The sequence below is a fragment of the Rhizobacter sp. P3_C12 genome, assembly GCF_056402735.1.
The window spans coordinates 1-19887 of record NZ_JBFUGW010000047.1 but is presented as its reverse complement, the minus strand read 5'-3'; the positions used below and the strand labels follow the sequence as shown (position 1 = coordinate 19887).

Here is a 19887-nt window from a genome sequence, read left to right as displayed (position 1 = left end):
ATGCTGCCGAAAACCAAAGCCAACCCCCTGCGATCCCAGGCTCGCGCCTTCACGCCAGGATGGGGACCTCTCTCGACTGCCGTGTGGGAGGACCGCAACGGCGGCCGTTCCACCGGCGTTCGCTCGACCTGCCTGTCCGTGATTGCCATCGGGGGAGAGAACCGGTCGGATCTCGAAGGCCTCCTGCTGGAGAGCAATGTCGAACTGACGGTCGTCGACAAGTCTGCCGCTGTCATCGAAGACCTCAAGCAGCGGTTCGRCTCGCTTTCCAAGTACGTGGCATGGAAGGTGGGAGACGTCGTCGACGTCGACCTGCCGGATCACGCCTACGACGTCTGGTTCGATGGGAACCACTACGGAACGATGCAATGCGAAGCACAGAGAGCACGGTATGTCGACAAGATGCACCGTTGTGTTCGCGCGGGCGGAACCACCCTGGTGGCGGGTCACGTCAGCCGGCCGCCTGAGACGACATAGCCCCAGAGACTCCCAGTCATCAGCGAGCGCAGCTTGACTGCGCAGCGCTGTGCCCATTCGATCTTGTCTCTTCGGTGATCTGCTCCCTGGGAGGCCGTGTGCCAGCTGGCGCTCGGTTGAGCGGATTCGGAATGAGTGCGCGGCATTCTTCGCAGAATGTCGGCTGCGCGACTGCGCGAACTGGAGCTATCGACCCCAAAGCGGAAATTGGCTCAGGTTGAGCAAGGGTCCGGAAAGTGATCGCTCAACGTTGGAGAGGAGAGGCGGCGCCCGGCTTGCCGGGTGGCGTCCTCTCGATTGAAGGGTAGGCAGCCGCATCGAAATGGCTCCAGGTTTCTTGCAATTTACGCTGCTCGGGCTCTGACAGGTTTAGAGCATCAGCAATTGCATCTCGAGGGATTCGAATCTCGATATGAAACTTCCATGGCTTGAGTGGCTCTGGATGTTCGAACCCGCTCGTACCTTCCCCGGTAGTGCCCGACACGCCAAGCGTCAACGCCTTGCTCGTACATTTCGCCGCGACTGTGAACTCGACAACAGGCCATGCGTCGTACTCCCCATCACCAGGGTGACCAAGTGGCCCCTCGGAACACCCACCCACTTTGGTTCCGGTCATCGAGTAAAAGAAGCCACTTTGCATGCGCTGCGGATCGGCGATCAGGAAGGCCGCCGGCATGGGATATATGCCGATCTTTCGCATGTACAAACCCGCTCGGTCACCCGGCCTGAAGTGAAGACCCAGCCCGGAAGAGAAAATACTCACTCGATCTGCATAAGGCAGATCGTTGACAGTGATGAAGCCTGGAAAAGAATCTGCCACTACCGCCTCCTGTTGCCTAACGCCCACTCAGCGACGAACGCGGTAGCGGATGTGGGTGGCCTCCGGGGTGTCGATCACCCGGACAATCTCCAACTCGACGCGCGAAGGCAACATCTCGAATAACCGGCGGCCACCACCGAACAGGACCGGGATCTGGTGGATCTGCAACTCATCCAGCACACCAGCCTCGAGCGCCCGTTGCGCCGTGTCCGCGCCAAGCATCAGCACGATGCGATCCCCGGCGGCCGCCTTTGCCTGCGCCATTGCGCGCTCGATGCCGTCGGGCACGTATGTCACCAACGGATAGTTCGCTACCGAAGGGCCCGGCGGCCGGTGGCTGGGGACGATGATCGGGACACCGTGATTGTCACCGCCCCAGTGATCGATCTGCTCCACAGTGCGCCGCCCCGCCAGAATCGCGCCAGGTGAGTTCCAGTCGTCCCACAATTGTCCGACCGCCCCAGATGGTCGGGAGAAGTCCCCATACCACTCGTGCAATCGATCGAATCCGTCGCCGCCGGGGTTGCCCACTTCGTCGTTCGGGCCAGCGATGTATCCGTCGAGTGACATGGACATGAAGAGTACCGATGTGGACATTTGGGGTCTCCTGCTATCTGCATGCCTCGGGCGGCCGGTTGACTTCCTTGCAGCCTTGGAAGGCCTCCAGCCGGATTGTTCCTTTGCCCATGCGGTACGGATCAAAGCATGCATAGCTTTCGTTGTAGGCATCCCAAGCCTCTTCGCAAGGCGTTTTCCTTGGCTTTGGCGTTGTCGCGGCCGGCGCGGCTGCAGCTTCGGGGCTGGCCCGCGCCAGATCTTCTCTGTACTGGGCAAGGCGCTCTGTCGCAGCCCTCCTGTCCGCCTCCGACACGGGGCCACCTTTCACTGAGATGCCTTTGGCGGAGCTTGCCTTTCCCTCCGGGACGGCGTCGCCGTAGTGGACTTGGCCTTTTGCGTCAGTCCATTTGTAGACATCCATTGCATGGCAAGGAAACCAGATCGTAGTCAACAGCAATAAACCGAACGGTGTTTTCATGGCGTGGATCTTCTCAATCGGAACTGAATGCACTTGCAGCGCCTGACGTTTGCCTCCCGATTGAAGGGCCAGGCGTCACGACTGGGCCTCCAGGTTCAGCAGGACTACGCCGAAAACCACGAGCGCCAGACCTGCGAGCTTGAGAGCCGAAGTTTGCTCCCCGTAGAAAGCGATGCCGACCAATGCAATGGCTGCTGTTCCGCTCGCAGCCCACACTGCATAGGTGACTCCCATTTCCAGTTGCCGCATCGCCATGGCCATCAGCCAGATTGCGACCACATAGAAGAAGCCTGCGATGGCAGCCGGAAGAAACTTCGTGAACCCACTGGAGTGTTTGAGTGCCACGGTACCTGCCACCTCCGCAACTACGCTGGCCACCAGAACCGACCAGGCCACGAGTGTTGATTTCATGCGGTACCCCTACTGAACGTGCAAGCCGACCACTTGTACCGAGTGGCGCCAGCAGTTGGGTAAGCGGTACCTGAAGCACGATCAGTTTAGCTTCTGACTTCGGAGCAGCCACGACTGAGAGCGTGGGACGGAGTCGACTCTTTCGGCAAGCGCTCCTTGTGGAGCACTGTTTGTGCGCCGCGCCTCGAGGTGTGCCCGGCCTTGCGGGCTGACCGCCACCAGCTCCGCTTGCCCTTGCTCTGTTCCAGGAGCTTGTTCATGGTCGAACCATCCCGTCCCATCCGCCCATCGCAATCTCGGCAACCGCCTGCAGTTCCTCTCTCGCAGCGCCATCGCGTGCCCGGATGGCCATGCCGCTCTGGACTGTTTGCAGGAACCTCGCGAGCTTGTGGACATCGAGAGTCTTCGGCAGTTCGCCTTCAGCGACCGCCTGTGCGATGCGCGGCACGAGCACATCGAAGGCGCCGCCTCGCGTGGTCCTCATCAGATCCGCGAGTTCGGTATGGCCATCGCTTCCGACAGTGCCAAGCGTGACCAGGCAGCCATGTGGCAGATCGCAATCGGAGCCTGTCATCGCCGCGGCCGAATCCCACAGGTAGGCGAATGCGGCTTCGCGGGCCGTAGGCGCCTGGCGGAAGCGCCCCAGAACCAGGTCCTCATRCGTCGCGGAGTACAGGCGCAGCGCCTCAGCGTACAGCGCGTCCTTCGAGCCGAACGCGGCATAGAGGCTGGTCGAACCGATACCCAAAGCCGTGGTCAGATCGGCAATCGAAGTCGCCTCGTAGCCCTTGATCCAGAAGAGCCGCATGGCCCTCATCAATGCCGCCTCGCGGTCGAACTCGCGCGGTCGGCCACGAGCGGCAGGTACGCGGGTGGCGGATTTTGAAGGGATGATCTTTTTTTGCATCGATCACTGCAGAAATAGCTTGACCAGCCGATGTCGCAATCCTACCATTTGTGCATCGATCACTGCACAAAGGATGATTCCTTGAAAACCCTTGCTGGAAAACGCGCCCTGGTCACAGGGGGATCTCGAGGCATCGGAGCCGCCATTGCGATGGCGTTGGCCGAGAACGGTGCCGACGTTGCCCTGACATTTCAGAACTCGGCCGATAGGGCAAACGCCGTGGTGTCTYCCATCGAAAAGCTGGGCCAGCGTGGCGCGGCGATTCAGGCTGACAGTGCGGATCCGATCGCCATCAAGCGGTCGGTGGAGGAAGCCGTGGCCGCGTTGGGGGGCCTGGACATCCTGGTCAACAACGCCGGAATCGCGCTCTACAACACCATCGCCGACTTCAGCGTCAGCGATATTGACGCGCTGCTTGCGGTCAACGTGCGCGGCCCGGTGCTGACGACCCAGGCCGCCATCCCGCACCTGGGCGCGGGCGGTCGCGTCATCACCATCGGTTCCGCCGGTGCGGAGCGCATCGTCGGAACCCCGGGGACGATTTACTACATGACCAAGTCGGCGCTGCAATCCTTCACGCGCGGCCTTGCGCAGGAACTTGGGCCGAAGGACATCACCGCCAATCTCGTCCAGCCAGGTTCCACCAACACGGACATGAACCCGTCCAACGGGGAGAGCTCCGACTGGCAGCGCAGCCTGACGCCGCTGGGTCGCTACGCCGAACCGGCGGATATCGCCGCCGCCGTGAGCTTCCTGGCGAGTCCTGCAGCGCGACATCTGACGGGAACCATCATCAACGTCGATGGCGGCTTGCTCGCCTGAGTCGACGGCATCCAAGCCTCTCGATGGAGAAAGCCTATGCCTGGCGTCGACCTCAAGGACTTCTACCTGACTGATCGCAACCAGCCTGCATGCAGCGGTCAGTCACCGGACGTTATGTCGACAGCAAAAACCAACCGCGTCATGCACCTTGGGTCTGCCTTGGAATCGGTCCTAGAGCGGGTAGAGCACGCGAGACCGACTGCCGTCGATGGGCTTGCGCGACAGCAGCAGGAACAGCACGAGCCCGGCCAGGGTCAGCGCGAACCCGGCCCACACCGCGGACAGCAGGCCATATCCCTGCGCAATGGCCTGGCCGCCAGCCCATGCACCGATCGCGTTCGCGACATTCAAGGCCGCCAGGTTCACCGCGCCCATCATCGTCGGCGCATCCGGCGCAGCTTGCGTGAGCCGAACCTGAATGGTGGGGATCGCCACCATCATCGTGGCGCCCACGGCAAGCATGCCCGCCATCAGCACCCAGGCGCTTTCGCCACCCACGGCCAGGATCGCCAGCGCGACCAGAGCGCTGCCGAAACCGGCCTTCAAACCTTGCGAGGGATGCCGGTCCGCCAGCCACCCGCCGACCACGTTGCCTGCTGTCATGCCGACGCCAAAGAGGGCCAATGCGATCGGGATCCATCGCGCGCCCAGCCCGGCAACGTCTGTCACGAATGGCCCGATGAAGGTGTACACGGCAAAGATACTGGCCACGCCCAACGCAGCCACGGCCGCCATCGTCCAGACGGGCGCGCGGTTCAAAGCCCGCAGTTCCTGCAACACCGGCCCGCCGTCCAACGCGCGCGAGCGTGGCACCCACATCCACAGGGCGATGAACGACAGCACACCCAGTGCCGATACGGCGACGTAGACATTGCGCCAGCCCAGCGTCTGGCCCAGCAGCGCCGCCAGCGGCGAGCCGACGATGGTCGCCACTGTCAGGCCCGTCATCACCAGGGCAAACGCCCGCCCACCTTGGCCAGGCCCGACGATGTAGGAGGCGACCACGGCGCCTGCGCCGAAGTACGCGCCTTGCGGGATGCCGCTCACGAAGCGTGCGAGCGCAAAGCTTCCCAACCCGGTCGCCACGGCCGACAGCACGTTGCCGAGAACGAAGATCGCCATCAGGGCCAGCAGCAGATTCTTGCGGTTCAACTTCGCCGCCAGGATCGTCACGGCAGGCCCACCGAGCACGACACCGAAGGCATAGGCTTCGATCGCATGCGTCGCGGTTGAAATATCGAGACCCAGTTCGGCTGAAAACAGCTGGATGATTCCCATGCTGGCAAATTCAGATGTTCCGATGCAGAACGTTCCGAGTGCCAGCGTCAGCAGGGTCAGCGTCTTTCGGCTGAGCTGGCGCGCATCGTTGCAATGCATCTTCGCGGACTTGCACTGCGGTTCGTAGGCTTCTTCAAGCATGGTGGTTCTCCGGTGCGCCCGGCCCGAGGACAAACCACCAATGAGCGAGAACGCCAATGCCCCAGCTCACCAGCACGTACGCCACCCAATAGGGTGCGCCGGTCCAGAGGTTGATGCCGGCAAGCAGGGCCATGCTCGGCACGAACACGATCCAGTGAATGCGAAAGCCACGCTTGCGCTCCGAGAGGTCGAGCTTCTTCACGTTTTCCTCCTGTCTCGGGCATCGCCCCGGCGGCGTGCCGGGGCGCCCGATTCATCGAACCGATGCCCGCGCCGCCTGGTCGATGGCCTCGGCCACCGCCTCGGGCTGCGAGATGTACGAGGCGTGGCTGGCCCGCACCTCCTTGATCGACGCCTTCGCTCGACCCGCCATCTGGCGCTGTGCGGGCGGCGGGATGATGCGGTCTTCGGTGCTCAGCACGTACCAGCTGCTGTGGGTCTTCCACGCGGGCTGCGACACCTTGGCCTCGAAGGCGGCCACCGCCGGGGGGATCTGCGCCGCGGCCAGGAACGCGGCCTGTGCCGGCGGCAGGTCCTGCGCGAAGGCCTGCGGGAAGACGGCGGCGTCGAAGAACAGGTAGCCGTCGGCCGAGGGCTGCACCGGGGGCGGGGCGCCGCCTTCGAGCATCGACGCCACCGACTCGCCCGCATCGGGCACGAAGGCCGCCACATAGACGAGCCCCGCCACGTTCGGCGCGTTGCCCGCCTCGGTGATCACCACGCCGCCGTAGGAATGGCCCACCAGCAGGGCCGGCCCGTTCTGCCGGGCCAGCACGCGCTGCACGGCGGCCACGTCAGCCGCCAGCGAGGTGAGCGGGTTCTGCACGATGCTGACGGCGTAGCCCTTGGCCCGCAGCAGATCGTGCACGCGGTGCCAGCCCGAGCCATCGGCCCAGGCGCCATGAACGAGAACGACGTTTTTCACTTTGGCTTTCTCCAGGGGTTGTTGAGCGCAGGCCGGCGCGCCTGCCAGCAGTGCCGCGACGAGCGGCACCATCAGGCGCAGCAGGTGGATGGGGTTCTTCACGACGAGGCTCCTTCAGCGGGTTGGAACAGGTGATGAAACCGGCGTCAGCGCGCGAGCCAGCCGATGGCCGGTGCGTGCAGGCTGTGGATGTACAGGCGCTGCGCGGTTTCGGTGGCGCCAGTCGTCTCCGGGTAGGCGCCGGTGGGGTCCTGCAGGTCTTCGACGACGTGGCCGTCTCCGTCGATCGCGAAGACGTGGCCGTAGGGTTTGCCGAGCGGCAGCCATGCGCGCGGCAGCCGCAACAGCACCTTGCGCAGAAAGGGCCGCTCGGCGAGGCTGTCGGCGGCGGGATTGCGCGGTTTGAAGAGGCCGACCCAGATTCGCCCGTCGCGGCCGCGCATCAGGTTGTCGGGGTAGCCGGGAAGGTTGTCCAGCAGCACGCGGGCCTGGGGCGTGGCACGCTGCACGTCGATGCCGCGTGCCGCAGCATCGAGCTTCCAGATCCGGTAGCGGCCGGTCTCGGCGACGAACAGCGTGCGCCCGTCGGCCGACAGCGCGATGCCGTTGGCGAACGAGAAACCCCGGGCCACCACACGCGTGCCGTGTGCCACCGGGTCGTGGGCCAGCACGCGGCCGGTGGCGGCCTGCTCGAGGATGTCGAGCACGCTGGCCTCGTAGGTGCCACCCCAGTGCGAAGGCGCAAAGCGCGACGAGGCGTCGGTGAAGTACACCGTGCCGTCCGGCGCGACGACCACCGAGTTGGCATATCGGATCGGGTCGTCGGGGCCGACGCGGTCGGCCAGCAGTTCCACCCGGCCATCGCGACCGATGGCGAGCAGCCCCTTCATCGCATCGGCGGCCAGCATGCGGCCTTGGGCGTCGAAGTCGAATCCCAGCACCCTCCCCCCGGTGTCGGCCAACACCTCGCGCCGGCCGCCGTCGGCATCCATGCGCAGCAGCGTTCCGCTGGTCATTGCAGCGTAGAGCTTGCCGTCGGGCCCGAGGGCGATGTGCTCGGGGCCGAAGTCGGTGCCGATGTCGATCCTGTGCAACCCGGCCAGGCGTGCGTTGGGCGCGTGAGGTCCCACGTAGCCGGGCGGCCGCGGTGCAGGCCAGGCCACCGGCTCGGCGGGCACCGGCCACAGGCAGAGGTAGGCCGCGGCGCCGGCTGCTGCCAGCGCCACCGCGGCCGCGAGCACCTTGCCAGTCGATCGACGCTTCATGGCCGGCCTCCTTGTTCGCGTTCGCCAATGAAGGAGCCGTGGAAGCCCAGCGGTATCGACGCCGGCACTTCCGCGCGGGCCAACAGCATCATGTCGCGTGCGTCCAGGATGGACAGCGCCGAGCCTGCCGTGCGCTGGCTGCACCCCACGGTGAGCAGCACGCCGTCGTCTTCGTCGACCCCGCCCGGACGGGCAACGAAGACAGGTTCGCCGTAGATGCGCTCGCCGTCGCTGAAGGCACGGCTCTGGCCGCTGTGCACGTCCACTTTCACGATGGACGACGCGTAGCCGCCTTCGGACCGTGGGCCGTCGGCCGCGCCCCAGGCGTAGCGGTAGTCGCTTCCGCTCGACCTGCGGTAGTGGATGCAGGGGAACTCGAACGCCGCGTCGCCGAGCATCTGCACCTCGGCACGGGGCCGGCCTGGCCGCATCGTGATGCGCACCAGCTTCGGCCTGAGGTCGGGCAGCCGCTCGGCCATGCGGGCAACGCGCAGGTCTTCCATGATCGTCGCGTCCGGATAGGCCAGCGCGTCGAGCACCGTCTCGCCATCGCGCTCGAAGGCGTTGACGGTGTGGAACACGAACATCGCGTCGGCCTCATGCTCGGTCGTCGCCCCGCTCCCGCGATCCATCACGATCAGCCGCGTGCCGTCCTGCGGGCGCCACTCGAAGTGGTCGATGTAGCCGCGGTTGGACCAGAGCATGTCCCGTGGCCGCACGGCGAACGGATGCGCCAGCAGCACCGCGCGCGTCGGCGTGAGGCCGAACGAATGCAGGTAGGGCACGCGGTCCGTGCGCCACGATCCGACAACCCGGCGCACGTGCATGCGGTCATCGTGCTCGTAGACCGAGACGACACCTCCGCCGGCACCAAAGCTCGTCGCCAGGTTGACCACCTGCCCGCGCGCGAAGTCGCGATGCGGGTGGGCGCTCATCACGTTGCCGCCGAGTCCGTCAGGTCCATACGGCCGGACGCCCAGCGAGCGCAGCGACGCCGCGTCGATGCTCAACTGCCGCGCCCCTTCGGTGAGGGCAACGACCTCGTCACCCATCTGCACGATGTTGACGTTGGTGTTGTCGGTGCTGCGTTGCACCGGCTGCAGCAGCCGCTGCCAGGCTGAGCGCTCCGTCGGCGTGCCGAACGACGAGAGCTTCGCACGGCCGCCTGCGATCTCGCGGGCGGCCTCGCTGTCGAGCAGGCGCGACTGGAACCGCACCGTCGAAGCACCGATGCGGAACGCGTAGATCTGGCCGAGGCCATCGAACCAGTGTTGCGCCTGCCATGAGCCCTGTGCGAACACGGCGGGGCAGGTGCGCAGCAGGTCGCCCTGCAGCCAGGACGGCACCGTGCCGGCGATGTCGGCGTCCCGCGGCTCGGGGACGTCGGGCGAACGCCGGAACGGCGCGATCGATTCGAGCTCGCGGGAACGGCGTTGAGTCTGCTGCATGGCGTCTGCGCTCCGTGGGGCTCTCACGAAATGGGTGCGGCCACCGGGCCGCTGCCGTCGATGGCCAGCTCGGCGCCGCTGATGCCGCTGGCTTCGTCGGAGCACAGAAACAGGCACCCATAGGCGACCTGGACCGGCGCAATGCCACACAGCATGGGCGCCTGCACGAAGCCGGACAGCACCACGTTGACGCGGATGTTGTCCGTCATGCAGGCCAGGGCCGCGTTCCTGGTCATGCTGCGCACGGCACCGGTGGTGGCGTGGCACGCGTACGCCTCTCTCGTCGGCGGGTGGTGCAGCGCCGGCGCGATGTTGACGATGGCGCCCGCCTTCTGCCGCCGCATCACGCTCACGGCCTCGCGCATGCCGAGAAAGACGCCGGTCTGATTCAAGGCGATCGACCACATCCATGAACTCGTGGAGAGATCGTCGAGCTGTTCGTACGATGCAGCCGCGGCCGCGTTGACCAGCACGTCGAGCCGCCCGCTTCGCTCGATGACGCGGTCCACCGCGCTCTGCCATGCCAACTCGCTGGTGACATCGAGTTCCAAGGCGCAGACATCGGGCGAGCGGTTGTTCGAGGCCGCATGGTCGCTCGCGAACACCGTTGCTCCTTCCTGGACGAAGAGCTTGGTCACCGCGAGCCCGATCCCCGCCTCCGCCCCCGTCACAAGGGCCACTTTGTCTTTGAGTCTCATCATGAAACACAGGCTAGTGGAAGGGTCCTCGTGCGTATGCGCAGATCTTGCGCATCCCTTTCCCGCGTTTGCGCTCTTGAGCTCATGAAGCTCAATCCAGCTCGAGGCGCTGGTGGCGGCACAGCGCGCGATGCTGGCCCGGCGTCACGCCGGTCGCCTTGCCGAAGACACGCGTGAAACTGGCCTGCGATGCGAAGCCGGTGTCCAGCGCAATCTGCGCCAGCGACGCACCGTCGTCAGCCAGCATCGCCTTGGCCGCTTCGACCCGGCGTTCGCTCACGTAGCGATGCGGTGGCACGCCCATCGCCTCGCGGAACAGGCGGGCGAAATGGAAGGGGCTGAGGCAGGCCTGGCTGGCCAGGCCGTCCAGCGACAGCGCGGTGGCCAGGTGGGCTTCGATGAACTCGAGCACGCGCTTCAACCGCCGGCGGTCGAGCGTTGGCGATGGTGGCGGCACGCGCCAGCGGTCGACCGTGTAGTGCCCCATCAGGCGTGCCGCAACCGCGGTGCGAATGCCGTCGCAGAAGAGGCGGTCATCGTGCCGGTTGCCGCTGCGCATGAACGCCTGCAGCGAGCCCCCGAGTTGCGCCATCACGGGGTCGGCGACCGCTGCCGCATAGGCGAGACGGCATCGTTCGGGATCGATGCCGTAGTCGGCCAGGGCACTTCGTTCCAGCAGGCTGGCCGGCATGAACAGATGCAGGCATTCGAGCGGCGCGTCGAGTTCCAGCTGCGTTTCATGGGTACCCGCCGGCACCAGCCAGCTCGTGCCGGGGAGTGCCACACGCTCCTGCCGCTGGCCATCGCCGGTGCGCCGCACCGTGCCCTGGCCGGACAGGATGATCACGAGTTCGGTGCAACTGGACGTGACGGGGTTGTAGACGCCGCCCGGCACCTGCCGGTGCTCGGCGCGCAGCGTGTCCCACTCCGTGGTTCCGGCCAGCAGCTCGCTGCTGGCGTACTTCACATCACTTTGTGTCTGCAGCGGCATCGACGATCCTTCTGGCGGCGGGTGTGCCACGAGGATCGCGGGGCCAGCCCTGCCGATCAAGTTAAGTGCGGTTAGGCCTTTGCGCTGCCGAAGTGCAGGCCGCCCCAACGCAGTGCGTGCCACTCATGCCGGCTTGCGGTTTCTCAGGGCTTTTCGAGCAGTGCGAGCAGGTCGGTCGCGACCGCGAGGTCGCGCGTCGCAAAGCCTTCGGTGAACTCGCCATGGATGGGTCGCAGCATCGCGCGAGCGTCTGCCGTCCGCGACTGCAGCTGCCACAGCCTGGCCAGATCGTTGGCTGCCCGCAGCCGCCATGACAAAGCGCCGATCTCCACCGCCATCGCCATCGACTCGGCGAGCAACGCCTCGGCCTGCGCCGCCCGGCCGGTGGCCGCGAGGATGGACGAGCGGATGCGCAGCAACTCCGGAACGCACCAACGCTCGTTCTGGGTGACGGCGCAATCGAGCGCGGCCCGCATCGCGGCTTGTGCCTCGCCGAGACGGCCGCTTCTGGTGAGGGCGTCGGCCAGAACGCCGAGATAGAAGGGCATTCGCGCCAGGTAGTTGATGGCGCGGAACTCCTCGATCCCCCGCGCGAGGTCGTCGATTCCCTCCGCGGGCACGACGGCCTGCCCGCAGGCGAGCGCTGCGCGATAGAAGACGACCACCGGGCGGCGGACGCCGATGCCATGCCGAAGCACCTGCTCTTCGAGCAGCTCGACGTAGTCGCTGCATGCGTCGTGATGTCCCGAGAGGAAGAAGATCGGACACGCCCACGACAGGCAGTTGCTGACCGAGAACCAGTACCTGGTCCGGAGCGCGGCATCGACCGTGGCAGCCGCCGTGCGCGCAGCCGTCTCGGGCAAGCCCGTCAACCACTGCGTGTGCGACAGCACGCTCCCGAGATCGACGTTCCGGTAGACCAGGAAGCGCACGAGTCGCGAGTCGTTGAAGTCGCGTGCGTCGGGGTTGTAGAGCCGCTCGAGACGCTGCCTCGCGCTGCGCAGATTGCCGACGAACAGTTCCCCGATGGCGAGATAGTTCTCCCGCTCTCGCGCGGCCGACGAATCCTCGGCGGCGACGGTGGCGGCGATCGACGCGCAGCTCTCGAGCGTGCGGATCCCGTCGTCGTTGCGGCCCCCCATGATCTCGCACGCACCGATTGTCCTCAGGCATCGGAGCCGGGCGCCGACGTTGCCGATCCGGACCGCGATGTCCAGGGCTCGATGCATCGCGCTCATCACCTGGGGCGTGAGGCCGCGGGCAAAGAGGGTGTTGCCTGCCAGGGACATCTGGAGATGCATCTCGACCGCCGTTCCGGATTGCCCGGCTGCGTCGAGCTCCGCGACGGCCTCGCCGACGTGCCGGCGGCATTCCTCGGTCAGCGACAAGTGGTTCCAGAGGAGGACGCCTGCGGCGGTCAGGCGGATGCGCAGCGATCGCAGCGCCTCATCGCGGCCAGACCAGGCGAGCGCAGCGCGCAGGTCGTCGAGGCAGTGCCCGTAGGAGGCCTCCCATTCGTGCAACTCGCTGCGTTCCCAATCCGCGGCGGCCCGCTCGAGCACCGCGCACATGTGTTCTGCATGGCGATCGCGGACCGTGGCGTCCTCGGCACTCACCCGCAGGCGTTCGAGGCAGTAGGCGCGCGTGGTCTCGAGGAGGCGGTAGGTCAACAGGTCGTTTCTGGTGTCCATCACCAGCAGCGACTTCGAGGACAGCCGCGACAGCGCATCCATCACCTCCGCAGGGTTTGCGCCGGACACGGCGCTCGCTCCGTCGGCGCTGAAGGTGCCGGCGAACACCGCGATGGCGCGCAGCAGGGCGGCCTCGTTTTCCGACAAGAGCCCGTAACTCCAGTCGAGGGTCGCCAGCAGGGATTGCTGCCTCAGCGGCGCGCCGGGTGGGCCGAGCCTGAGAAGCCGGAATCTGTCGTCGAGCATCAGCAGGATCTGCACGGGAGAGAAGGCAGCGGTCTGGGTCGCGGCCAGTTCGATCGCCAGTGCATTGCCATCGAGCCGCCGGCAGATTTCAGCCACCGCCGGGGCGTCGCCATCCGTCAGTCGATAGCCCGAGCGCTCGGCAGCGCGTGCGGCGAACAGTTCGACGGCAGGGAACCTGCGGGCCTCGTCCGCTGCGGGGTGTTCGCTCGGGTCGCATTCCAGCCCGCGCAGGCGATGCACCCGCTCGCCCCGGATCCGAAGGGGCTCACGGCTCGTCGCGAGGATGCGAACGCCATCGAGGTGCCCCGCCAGCCTCGCCACGGCAGCCGCCACCGCAGGCAGCAGGTGCTCGCAGTTGTCGAACAGCAGGATCTTCTGTTGCCGCCGCAAGGCATGCACGACGCTCGACAGCGGATCGCCACTCGTCACGCCGAGGCCGAGCGCCGAAGCAATCGCCGCTGGCACGAACTGCGGGTCGCTGATCATCGCCAGGTCGACGAATGCGGCGCCATCGGCACGCTGCGTTGCCGCTGCATGAGCCGCCGCGACCGCGATGGTCGTCTTCCCGATGCCGCCGGCGCCGACGATCGACACGATCCGAGCCTCATCGAGGCCGCGCCGGATGCCTTCGATGGCCAGCGCCCTTCCGAAGATTCGCGCAGTTTCGGTGGGCAACCTCCCGCTGCCTGCTGCCGGCGATGCAGCGTGCGGCCCGAATCCCGGCAGCTCTACGGTCTGGACGGGCGCAATGAATCGATAGCCTCGCCCCGTGACTGTCGCGATGTACCTGGCAGCGCCTGCCTCGTCGCCCAGCACCCGTCGCAACGCCACCATGTTGACCTTGAGGTTCTCCTCCTCCACGACGGCGTCTGGCCAGGCTCGATCCATCAGATCGCGCTTGCTGACGACTTCGCCCGGCCGCTCGACGAGAGCAGTCAGGATGTCCAATGCGCGGATTCCGATGCGAACAGGAGCGCCATCCCTCAACAGCAACTGGCGATCGGGACTCAGCACGAAGGCTTCGAACGCGAAATGGCGAGGTGCTTTCCGGGTTGAGTCGCTGGTCACGGCCAGCTCCCGTCATCGTGGCCCACTGTCAATTCTCCCGAGATTTCGTCGACGACCCGCTTGGGTGCCAGGACTGGCGCCCTGCCGTCGTACGCGGCCCGACTCCGGGATCATTCATGGCCGGTGCGCACACGTCCTTTGAGTTTTCTGATGTTTTCCTGATACCGGAGGCAAGCCTCGGGCTCGTCGAATGCACGCCATGGGCATGAGCGCCAACAGGCAGGTTTCGCCGGAGCGCCTCAGCGGCCTGGGTGGGGCGCTGCGTCGAGCGTCCATGCTGTTCGCGCCCCCTCGTCCAGCGTCCAGGTGCGGCCCTCGGCCAAGGAGCGATCGAACGCCGCATCGTCAGCCAGCGCAACACGCGCCGCGCCTTGCATCGCCACGTAAGAGCGCGGCCGCGAGAGCAGCGACCGTTGTTCGCGCTGGCGTTGCACGCAGCCCCACAGTCGCGCCGCGTCGGCCGCTCTACCGGACGCAGCGACGAGGCCGGCTGCCGTGTCCAGCCACTCAACCCAATAGTTGCTGCCGCCGGGCATCCAGTCCGATGCCTCTCGCCATGGGATCCAGGCCGAGGCCAGGTCCCCTGCGTCCAGCGACACCCTGACGAGCTGGATCAGTGACATCGCGATCCCGGCACGATGTCCGCACTCGCGGTAGCACTTCAGCGATTCACGGATCGCGCCTCGAGCACCTTCGAGATCTCCGACTTCGCGTCGGATGCCAGACTGGATCATGTGCATATCCCCCACGAGCCAAGGTCCGACGGCGGCGTGGCCGAGGTCCAGGGCTTCGACCGTCCATGCCTGCGCGGCATCCAGGTCGCCCGATTGGTATGCACCGAGTGCCAGGTTCATCAGTGCGTCCATGGTGTCGCGCCGATCGCCCACCTCGCGTGCGAGCGACAAGGCTTCCTCGTTATGCCTGCAGGCCATCACCGCATCGCCGAGGTACCCGTAGGCCTCGCCGAGGGTGGCAAGCGCACGCCCGAGCCCACGGCGGTCCCCCAGTTGCCGATACAGGGATACCGACGCCATTGCGGACGTTTTGGCCTCCGCCTGGTCGCCTTGCGCCAGCTGGCAGATGGCGGCCGCATTCAGCGCCATGGCGCGCAGGTCGGCACGAACGCCGGCCGGTGCCGTGTCCAGCAGCCGCTTCAGCCAGGCGACCTCCTCACCATGAGGGCCCCGGACCAGCCAGAACATGCCGAGCAGGCCTGCCAGGTGCAGGCCACCGACTGCACGGGCAGGTTCGCTCGCGCACCAGGCCAGCACGGTGCGCGTGTTGTCGTGCTCGGCATCGAGCCGCGACGCGGCTTGCAGCGCCGCGGCAGAGTCGGGCACGTCGACGGCGGCGGCCATCTCGACCAGGCAGGCGAGCTGGCGCTCGCGCGCGAACGCTTCTTCACCGCTGTCGCGCAGGCGCTCCAGCGCATAGTGGCGCACGGTCTCCAGCATGCCGAAACGCGGTTCCCGGCCCTGCGCCTCGGCCACAACGAGGTTCTTGTCGACCAGCGAGGTCAGCAGATCCAACACGGCCTCCGGTCCAACACCATTGCCGATGCAGACCCTCTCGGCCACTTCCAGGGACCAGCCGCCGGCGAAGACCGACGCACGCCGCAGGACGGTCCGCTCCGCGTCGCCCAGCAGCTCGTGGCTCCAGTCGATCAACGAACGCAGGGTGCGGTGGCGCGGCAGCGTCGTGCGCGAGCCCCCGGTCAGCACCCGGAAACGGTCATCGAGCCGGGCTTGCAAAGCCTCCAGCGACATCATGTCGACCCGCGCCGCCGCCAGCTCGATGGCCAACGGGATGCCATCCAGCCGTCGGCAGATCGACGCCGCCACAGCCGCCTCGCCGTCCGCGACCTGGAACCCGGGACTCCGCAGCCGCGCGCGATCGATGAACAGCCGCACGGCCTCGCAGCCCAGCAGGTCCTCGTTGATCGTGCCTTCCGCGGTCGTCATGGGCGGCACGCGGTAGCTGAGTTCACCGTCGACACCCAGCCGCTCGCGGCTGGTCGCCAGCACCGTCAACCCCATGCAGCGCCGCAACAACCGGTCGGCCAGTCGGGCACTGGCATCGACCAGGTGCTCGGCGTTGTCCAGCACCAGCAGCGCCCGCCGCGAACCCAGCCAGTCGCTCACGGCGTCGACCACGTCCTGCCCCGGCTGCGCTTCGACAGCCAGTGCCTTGGCCAGCACCTGGCCGATCAGCGTCCGGTCGGTCAGCGGCGCCAGCTCGATCAGCCAGGTGCCGTCGGGATAGCCCTCGTGCACCGCATGCGCCACCTGCAGTGCCAACCGGGTCTTGCCACAACCGCCGGCACCGGTGAGCGTCAACAGTCGGGTGGACCCGAGCAAGCGTCGGACTTCGGCGATCTCTCTCTCGCGTCCGATGAATCTTGTCAGCGCTTGCGGCAGGTTGTGCCTGGCCGCTGCCGGCGCTTGCGCTGCTTCTTCGATCGGCGTCACGGCGAGGGCGAAGCGGTAGCCCTGTCCGCTGACCGTCGCGATCGCCTGCGGCCCCAGGAACTTGCGCAGCGCCGAGACCTGCGCCTGCAAGGCATTTTCCTCGACCACCACCTTGCCCCACACACGCTGCAGCAACTCGTCCTTGGTCACCAGGTGCCCGGCCCGATCGACGAGCACTGCCAGCACGTCAAATGCCAGAGGGCGCAATGGCAACACCGACCCGGCCTCGACGAGGCGTCTCTCGCGAGGCTGCAGTTCGAAGCGGTCGAACCGGTAGCAACGAATCGGCTCTCCCACAACAAGGCCCCCTTTGGTGAACCTGCCTCGCGGCGATTGTCATCCATCCAGCGTGGGCGGCTGGACCGCGCCAGCCCGAGGAGCTGCACCAACTCCTTGATGAGGKGCCGGTTGCCGCCCTCGATCTGAGGTCGGAGGGTCCTGCGAGGCACCTTGCCCACGCGACCATCTTCGATCTCTGCTTGGTTTTGGCGCACTGTGGCGCAGACCAGAAAGGGGTTCTGGTGCCTCGGGTCGGAATCGAACCGACACTCCTTGCGGAACGGGATTTTGAGTCCCGCGCGTCTACCAATTTCGCCACCGAGGCCGGTGCAGGGGGTGAGAGTTTGCCACAGCCTTTCTGGGATATCCCCAAACCGGGTACGCTTGGCGCCCCTTCCCTTGCTGCGGACCTTGCATGCCTTCGTTGCCTCCCGTCACCCAGGCCCTGATCCTCATCAACGTCGGCATGTTCTGCCTGCAGTACATCGCCGGCTACCTCGTCGACCGCTTCCTGCCGCTGTGGCCGATCGGCGCCGGCTTCCTGCCCTGGCAGATCGTGACCTACGGCTTCCTGCACGGCGGCTTCAACCACCTGCTGTTCAACATGCTGGGCCTGTGGATGTTCGGCTCCGAACTCGAGCGGCTGTGGGGGCCGAAGCGCTTCCTGCAGTTCTACATGGCCAGCGTCGTCGCGGCGGCCGGCTTCCAGCTCATCGTGGCAGCCGTCGCCGGCGCAACCTATCCGACCGTCGGCGCTTCCGGTGGCATCTTCGGCCTGCTGTTCGGCTTCGCGATGATGTTCCCGAACCGCATCATCGTGCCGCTGATCCCGCCGATCCCGATGAAGGCCAAGACCTTCGTGCTGGTCTACGGTGCACTGTCCCTGTTGTTCGGGCTCAATGGCTGGCTGCCCGGCATCGCCCACTTCGCCCACCTCGGCGGCATCTTCGGCGGCTGGCTGATGATCCGCTACTGGCGCGGTCAGCCGCCGTTCGGCCGGCGCTGATTTCACGCCGCGGAAAGCCCCCGCCTCACCCAGGGGCGGGCCGAAGCGCTCATGCTCACCGCACGAGTTTCTCGTTCGGAGGCGCCCATGAACGATCGGCTTCAGGCAACGCGCCGCATCGCGCGCAGGTGGGCAGCCGGCTGGCTGCTCGGGGCATGGGCCGCGTGCAGCGCCGCGCTCGCGGCAGCACCCGCCGATGACGATGCCACGCTGAAGGAGCAAGGCGAGCTGCTCGCCCGCGCCGCCGCCGCGGTGGTCGGCGTGCAGGTCCAGGCGCTCGGCCACGCCACCTCGGCCGACACCCTCGGCAGGCTGCGCCTCGGCTCTGGTGTCGTCATCGGCACCGATGGCCTCGTGCTCACCATCGGCTACCTGATCCTCGAGGCCGACCAAGTCGACCTGCAGCTCGACTCCGCGCGCATCGTGCCGGCCCGCGTCGTCGCCTACGACCAGGCCTCCGGCTTCGGCTTGCTGCAACCGCTCGCACCGCTGCGCCTGCCGCCCGCGCCGCTCGGCGACACGAGCCAGCTCGCGGCCGACGAGCCGGTGATGATCGTCAGCGGCAGCTCGCCCGACGGCCAGGGCGAGCTGAGCCTCGCGCGCGTCGTGTCGCGGCGTGCGTTCTCCGGCTACTGGGAGTACCACATCGACGGCGCGCTGTTCACCTCGCCGCCACGCGCCGACCACAGCGGCGCCGCGCTCTTCAACGCCAACGGCGAGCTGCTGGGCATCGGCTCGCTGATCGTCGCCGACGCCGCCGGCGCCGACGCGCCGCGGCTGCCCGGCAACATGTTCGTGCCGGTCGACCTGTTGAAGCCGATCCTGAAGGAGATGCGCGAGAGCGGCAGCACCGCGATGAGCCACCGGCCCTGGCTCGGCGTGAACTGCGTCGAATCCGGCGGGCAGGTGCGCGTCGTCAAGGTGAACCGCGGCAGCCCGGCCGAGGCTGCCGGGTTGCAGCCCGGTGACCTGATCCTGCGCATCGACGGCGTCGCGGTCGGCGGGCTGGAGCGCTTCTACAAGACGCTGTGGCGCGGCAGCACGCCGGAGCGCGAGGTCACGCTCGAGGTGCAGCGCGGCGACGAGACGCAGACGCTGAAGGCGCGTGCCACCGACCGCATGAAGACGCTGACGCAGTCGCTGGGCGTGTAGCCCGGATGCCAATCCGGGTTCGTCGATCCGTCCCGGATTGGCATCCGGGCTACAGGCCGTCGCGCACAGTCGGGTAGCRCAACCGCAGCCGCAATTCGTGCTTGAGCCGCCGGTTGTCGAGCCGGCGCGACTCCGACAAGAACGACATCTGCATCGCCGGCAGCTGCTGCCACGCCTCGTCGCGCGTGATGCGCGGCGGGCGCGGCAGGCCGCACAGGTCGGCGGCCAGGTCGAAGTAGTCGCCCATCTTCAGCTCGGTGTCGTCGCTCGCGTGCACCACGCGTTGCGGCAGGCCGCGGTGCAGCGCCGCGATGCACGCGCGCGCCAGGTCGTCGGCATGGATGTGGTTGGTGTACACGTCGTCTTCGGCTCGCAGCACCGGCGTGCCGCGCGCGAGGCGCTCGCGCGGGTGCCCGCCCGGCCGGTCGCCGGCGTAGATGCCGGGGATGCGCAGGATCGTCACCGACACCCCGAAGCGCCGCCCATGCCAGCGCAGCCGCGCTTCGGCATCGACGCGCCGCCGCGCCCGGTCGCTGGCCGGCACGGGCGCGCGGGTCTCGTCGAAGCGCGCGCCGCCGGCATCGCCATACACGCCGCTGGTGCTGCCGTAGACGATGCGGCGCACGCGCGTCGAACGGGCCAGCGCGTGCAGCAGCGCCGCGGTGCGCGGATCGCCAGTCCCCTCGCCCGGCGGCGGCGCCAGGTGCAGCACCGCGTCGGCCAGGCCGGCGAGGCGGCCGAGCGTCGCCGCATCGTCC

General features: G+C 67.1%; 19 protein-coding genes and 1 tRNA gene. 4 read left to right on the top strand and 16 right to left on the bottom strand.

Annotation, left to right across the window (positions count from 1 at the left end):
- A complete protein-coding gene (locus AC1DXV_RS10330) occupies positions 1-477 on the top strand; it encodes a class I SAM-dependent methyltransferase (protein WP_477933467.1) in 477 nt (158 codons plus the stop codon).
- Between the two features lie 244 nt (positions 478-721).
- Here the strand turns inward: AC1DXV_RS10330 and AC1DXV_RS10325 are convergent, their stop codons facing one another.
- The 5 genes from AC1DXV_RS10325 to AC1DXV_RS10305 all read right to left on the bottom strand — a co-directional run bounded on the left by AC1DXV_RS10325 (position 722) and on the right by AC1DXV_RS10305 (position 3651).
- A complete protein-coding gene (locus AC1DXV_RS10325; protein ID WP_477864229.1) occupies positions 722-1297 on the bottom strand; it encodes a hypothetical protein in 576 nt (191 codons plus the stop codon).
- Positions 1298-1324: 27 nt separating this feature from the next.
- Positions 1325-1894: a dihydrofolate reductase family protein gene (locus AC1DXV_RS10320; protein WP_477933465.1), complete on the bottom strand. Its 570-nt coding sequence runs from the start codon at positions 1892-1894 to the stop codon at positions 1325-1327.
- A gap of 13 nt (positions 1895-1907) precedes the next feature.
- Positions 1908-2333 (bottom strand): DUF4124 domain-containing protein, encoded by a 426-nt coding sequence (locus AC1DXV_RS10315; protein ID WP_477864227.1) that lies wholly within the window; start codon positions 2331-2333, stop codon positions 1908-1910.
- A 75-nt stretch (positions 2334-2408) separates the two neighbouring features.
- Positions 2409-2744 carry a DMT family transporter gene (locus AC1DXV_RS10310; RefSeq protein ID WP_477864226.1) on the bottom strand — a complete coding sequence of 112 codons (336 nt, stop codon included), beginning with the start codon at positions 2742-2744 and terminating at the stop codon, positions 2409-2411.
- A 256-nt stretch (positions 2745-3000) separates the two neighbouring features.
- Entirely contained in the window at positions 3001-3651 is a 651-nt protein-coding gene (locus tag AC1DXV_RS10305; protein ID WP_477933463.1) for a TetR/AcrR family transcriptional regulator, read from the bottom strand.
- Between the two features lie 81 nt (positions 3652-3732).
- On the opposite strand from AC1DXV_RS10305, the gene AC1DXV_RS10300 reads away from it, so the two are divergent.
- Positions 3733-4473, top strand: a complete 741-nt coding sequence (locus AC1DXV_RS10300; RefSeq protein ID WP_477933461.1) for an SDR family NAD(P)-dependent oxidoreductase — start codon at positions 3733-3735, stop codon at positions 4471-4473.
- Positions 4474-4644: 171 nt separating this feature from the next.
- Here AC1DXV_RS10300 and AC1DXV_RS10295 read toward each other — a convergent pair whose 3' ends face one another.
- From AC1DXV_RS10295 to AC1DXV_RS10250, 10 genes are all read right to left on the bottom strand, one after another.
- Positions 4645-5892, bottom strand: a complete 1248-nt coding sequence (locus tag AC1DXV_RS10295) for an MFS transporter (protein ID WP_477864223.1) — start codon at positions 5890-5892, stop codon at positions 4645-4647.
- Positions 5885-6094 (bottom strand): 2TM domain-containing protein, encoded by a 210-nt coding sequence (locus AC1DXV_RS10290; protein WP_477864222.1) that lies wholly within the window; start codon positions 6092-6094, stop codon positions 5885-5887. Before AC1DXV_RS10290 ends, AC1DXV_RS10295 begins: the two co-directional genes overlap by 8 nt.
- Positions 6095-6145: 51 nt before the next feature.
- Positions 6146-6919, bottom strand: a complete 774-nt coding sequence (locus tag AC1DXV_RS10285) for an alpha/beta hydrolase (RefSeq protein WP_477864221.1) — start codon at positions 6917-6919, stop codon at positions 6146-6148.
- Between the two features lie 44 nt (positions 6920-6963).
- The gene (locus AC1DXV_RS10280; RefSeq protein WP_477933459.1) at positions 6964-8082 is read right to left on the bottom strand and encodes an SMP-30/gluconolactonase/LRE family protein; all 1119 of its coding nucleotides are present in this window, start codon (positions 8080-8082) and stop codon (positions 6964-6966) included.
- Complete coding sequence (locus tag AC1DXV_RS10275) at positions 8079-9530, bottom strand: carotenoid oxygenase family protein (protein ID WP_477933457.1); 1452 nt, start codon at positions 9528-9530, stop codon at positions 8079-8081. Before AC1DXV_RS10275 ends, AC1DXV_RS10280 begins: the two co-directional genes overlap by 4 nt.
- A gap of 23 nt (positions 9531-9553) precedes the next feature.
- Positions 9554-10228, bottom strand: a complete 675-nt coding sequence (locus tag AC1DXV_RS10270; protein ID WP_477864218.1) for an SDR family NAD(P)-dependent oxidoreductase — start codon at positions 10226-10228, stop codon at positions 9554-9556.
- 91 nt (positions 10229-10319) lie between these two features.
- A complete protein-coding gene (locus AC1DXV_RS10265; RefSeq protein ID WP_477864217.1) occupies positions 10320-11219 on the bottom strand; it encodes a helix-turn-helix domain-containing protein in 900 nt (299 codons plus the stop codon).
- 143 nt (positions 11220-11362) lie between these two features.
- The gene (locus AC1DXV_RS10260; RefSeq protein ID WP_477933454.1) at positions 11363-14224 is read right to left on the bottom strand and encodes an ATP-binding protein; all 2862 of its coding nucleotides are present in this window, start codon (positions 14222-14224) and stop codon (positions 11363-11365) included.
- Between the two features lie 239 nt (positions 14225-14463).
- Positions 14464-16989: an ATP-binding protein gene (locus tag AC1DXV_RS10255; protein WP_477933452.1), complete on the bottom strand. Its 2526-nt coding sequence runs from the start codon at positions 16987-16989 to the stop codon at positions 14464-14466.
- Positions 16990-17211: 222 nt separating this feature from the next.
- Positions 17212-17296: transfer RNA gene (locus AC1DXV_RS10250), tRNA-Leu, on the bottom strand.
- Between the two features lie 90 nt (positions 17297-17386).
- On the opposite strand from AC1DXV_RS10250, the gene AC1DXV_RS10245 reads away from it, so the two are divergent.
- Both AC1DXV_RS10245 and AC1DXV_RS10240 read left to right on the top strand, forming a co-directional pair.
- A complete protein-coding gene (locus tag AC1DXV_RS10245) occupies positions 17387-17977 on the top strand; it encodes a rhomboid family intramembrane serine protease (RefSeq protein ID WP_477864214.1) in 591 nt (196 codons plus the stop codon).
- Positions 17978-18064: 87 nt separating this feature from the next.
- The gene (locus AC1DXV_RS10240) at positions 18065-19129 is read left to right on the top strand and encodes a S1C family serine protease (protein WP_477933450.1); all 1065 of its coding nucleotides are present in this window, start codon (positions 18065-18067) and stop codon (positions 19127-19129) included.
- Positions 19130-19178: 49 nt separating this feature from the next.
- Here AC1DXV_RS10240 and AC1DXV_RS10235 read toward each other — a convergent pair.
- Positions 19179-19887, bottom strand: a 709-nt coding sequence (locus AC1DXV_RS10235) for an NAD-dependent epimerase/dehydratase family protein (protein WP_477933448.1), incomplete at its 5' end; no start/stop codon positions are given.

Excerpts from the sequence above, each read along its gene's own strand:
- AC1DXV_RS10270 (WP_477864218.1), bottom strand. The coding sequence starts at position 10,228 with ATGAGACTCAAAGACAAAGTGGCCCTTGTGACGGGGGCGGAGGCGGGG.
- AC1DXV_RS10275 (WP_477933457.1), bottom strand. The coding sequence starts at position 9,530 with ATGCAGCAGACTCAACGCCGTTCCCGCGAGCTCGAATCGATCGCGCCG.
- AC1DXV_RS10245 (WP_477864214.1), top strand. The coding sequence starts at position 17,387 with ATGCCTTCGTTGCCTCCCGTCACCCAGGCCCTGATCCTCATCAACGTC.
- AC1DXV_RS10315 (WP_477864227.1), bottom strand. The coding sequence starts at position 2,333 with ATGAAAACACCGTTCGGTTTATTGCTGTTGACTACGATCTGGTTTCCT.
- AC1DXV_RS10310 (WP_477864226.1), bottom strand. The coding sequence starts at position 2,744 with ATGAAATCAACACTCGTGGCCTGGTCGGTTCTGGTGGCCAGCGTAGTT.
- AC1DXV_RS10295 (WP_477864223.1), bottom strand. The coding sequence starts at position 5,892 with ATGCTTGAAGAAGCCTACGAACCGCAGTGCAAGTCCGCGAAGATGCAT.
- AC1DXV_RS10320 (WP_477933465.1), bottom strand. The coding sequence starts at position 1,894 with ATGTCCACATCGGTACTCTTCATGTCCATGTCACTCGACGGATACATC.
- AC1DXV_RS10280 (WP_477933459.1), bottom strand. The coding sequence starts at position 8,082 with ATGAAGCGTCGATCGACTGGCAAGGTGCTCGCGGCCGCGGTGGCGCTG.
- AC1DXV_RS10265 (WP_477864217.1), bottom strand. The coding sequence starts at position 11,219 with ATGCCGCTGCAGACACAAAGTGATGTGAAGTACGCCAGCAGCGAGCTG.
- AC1DXV_RS10240 (WP_477933450.1), top strand. The coding sequence starts at position 18,065 with ATGAACGATCGGCTTCAGGCAACGCGCCGCATCGCGCGCAGGTGGGCA.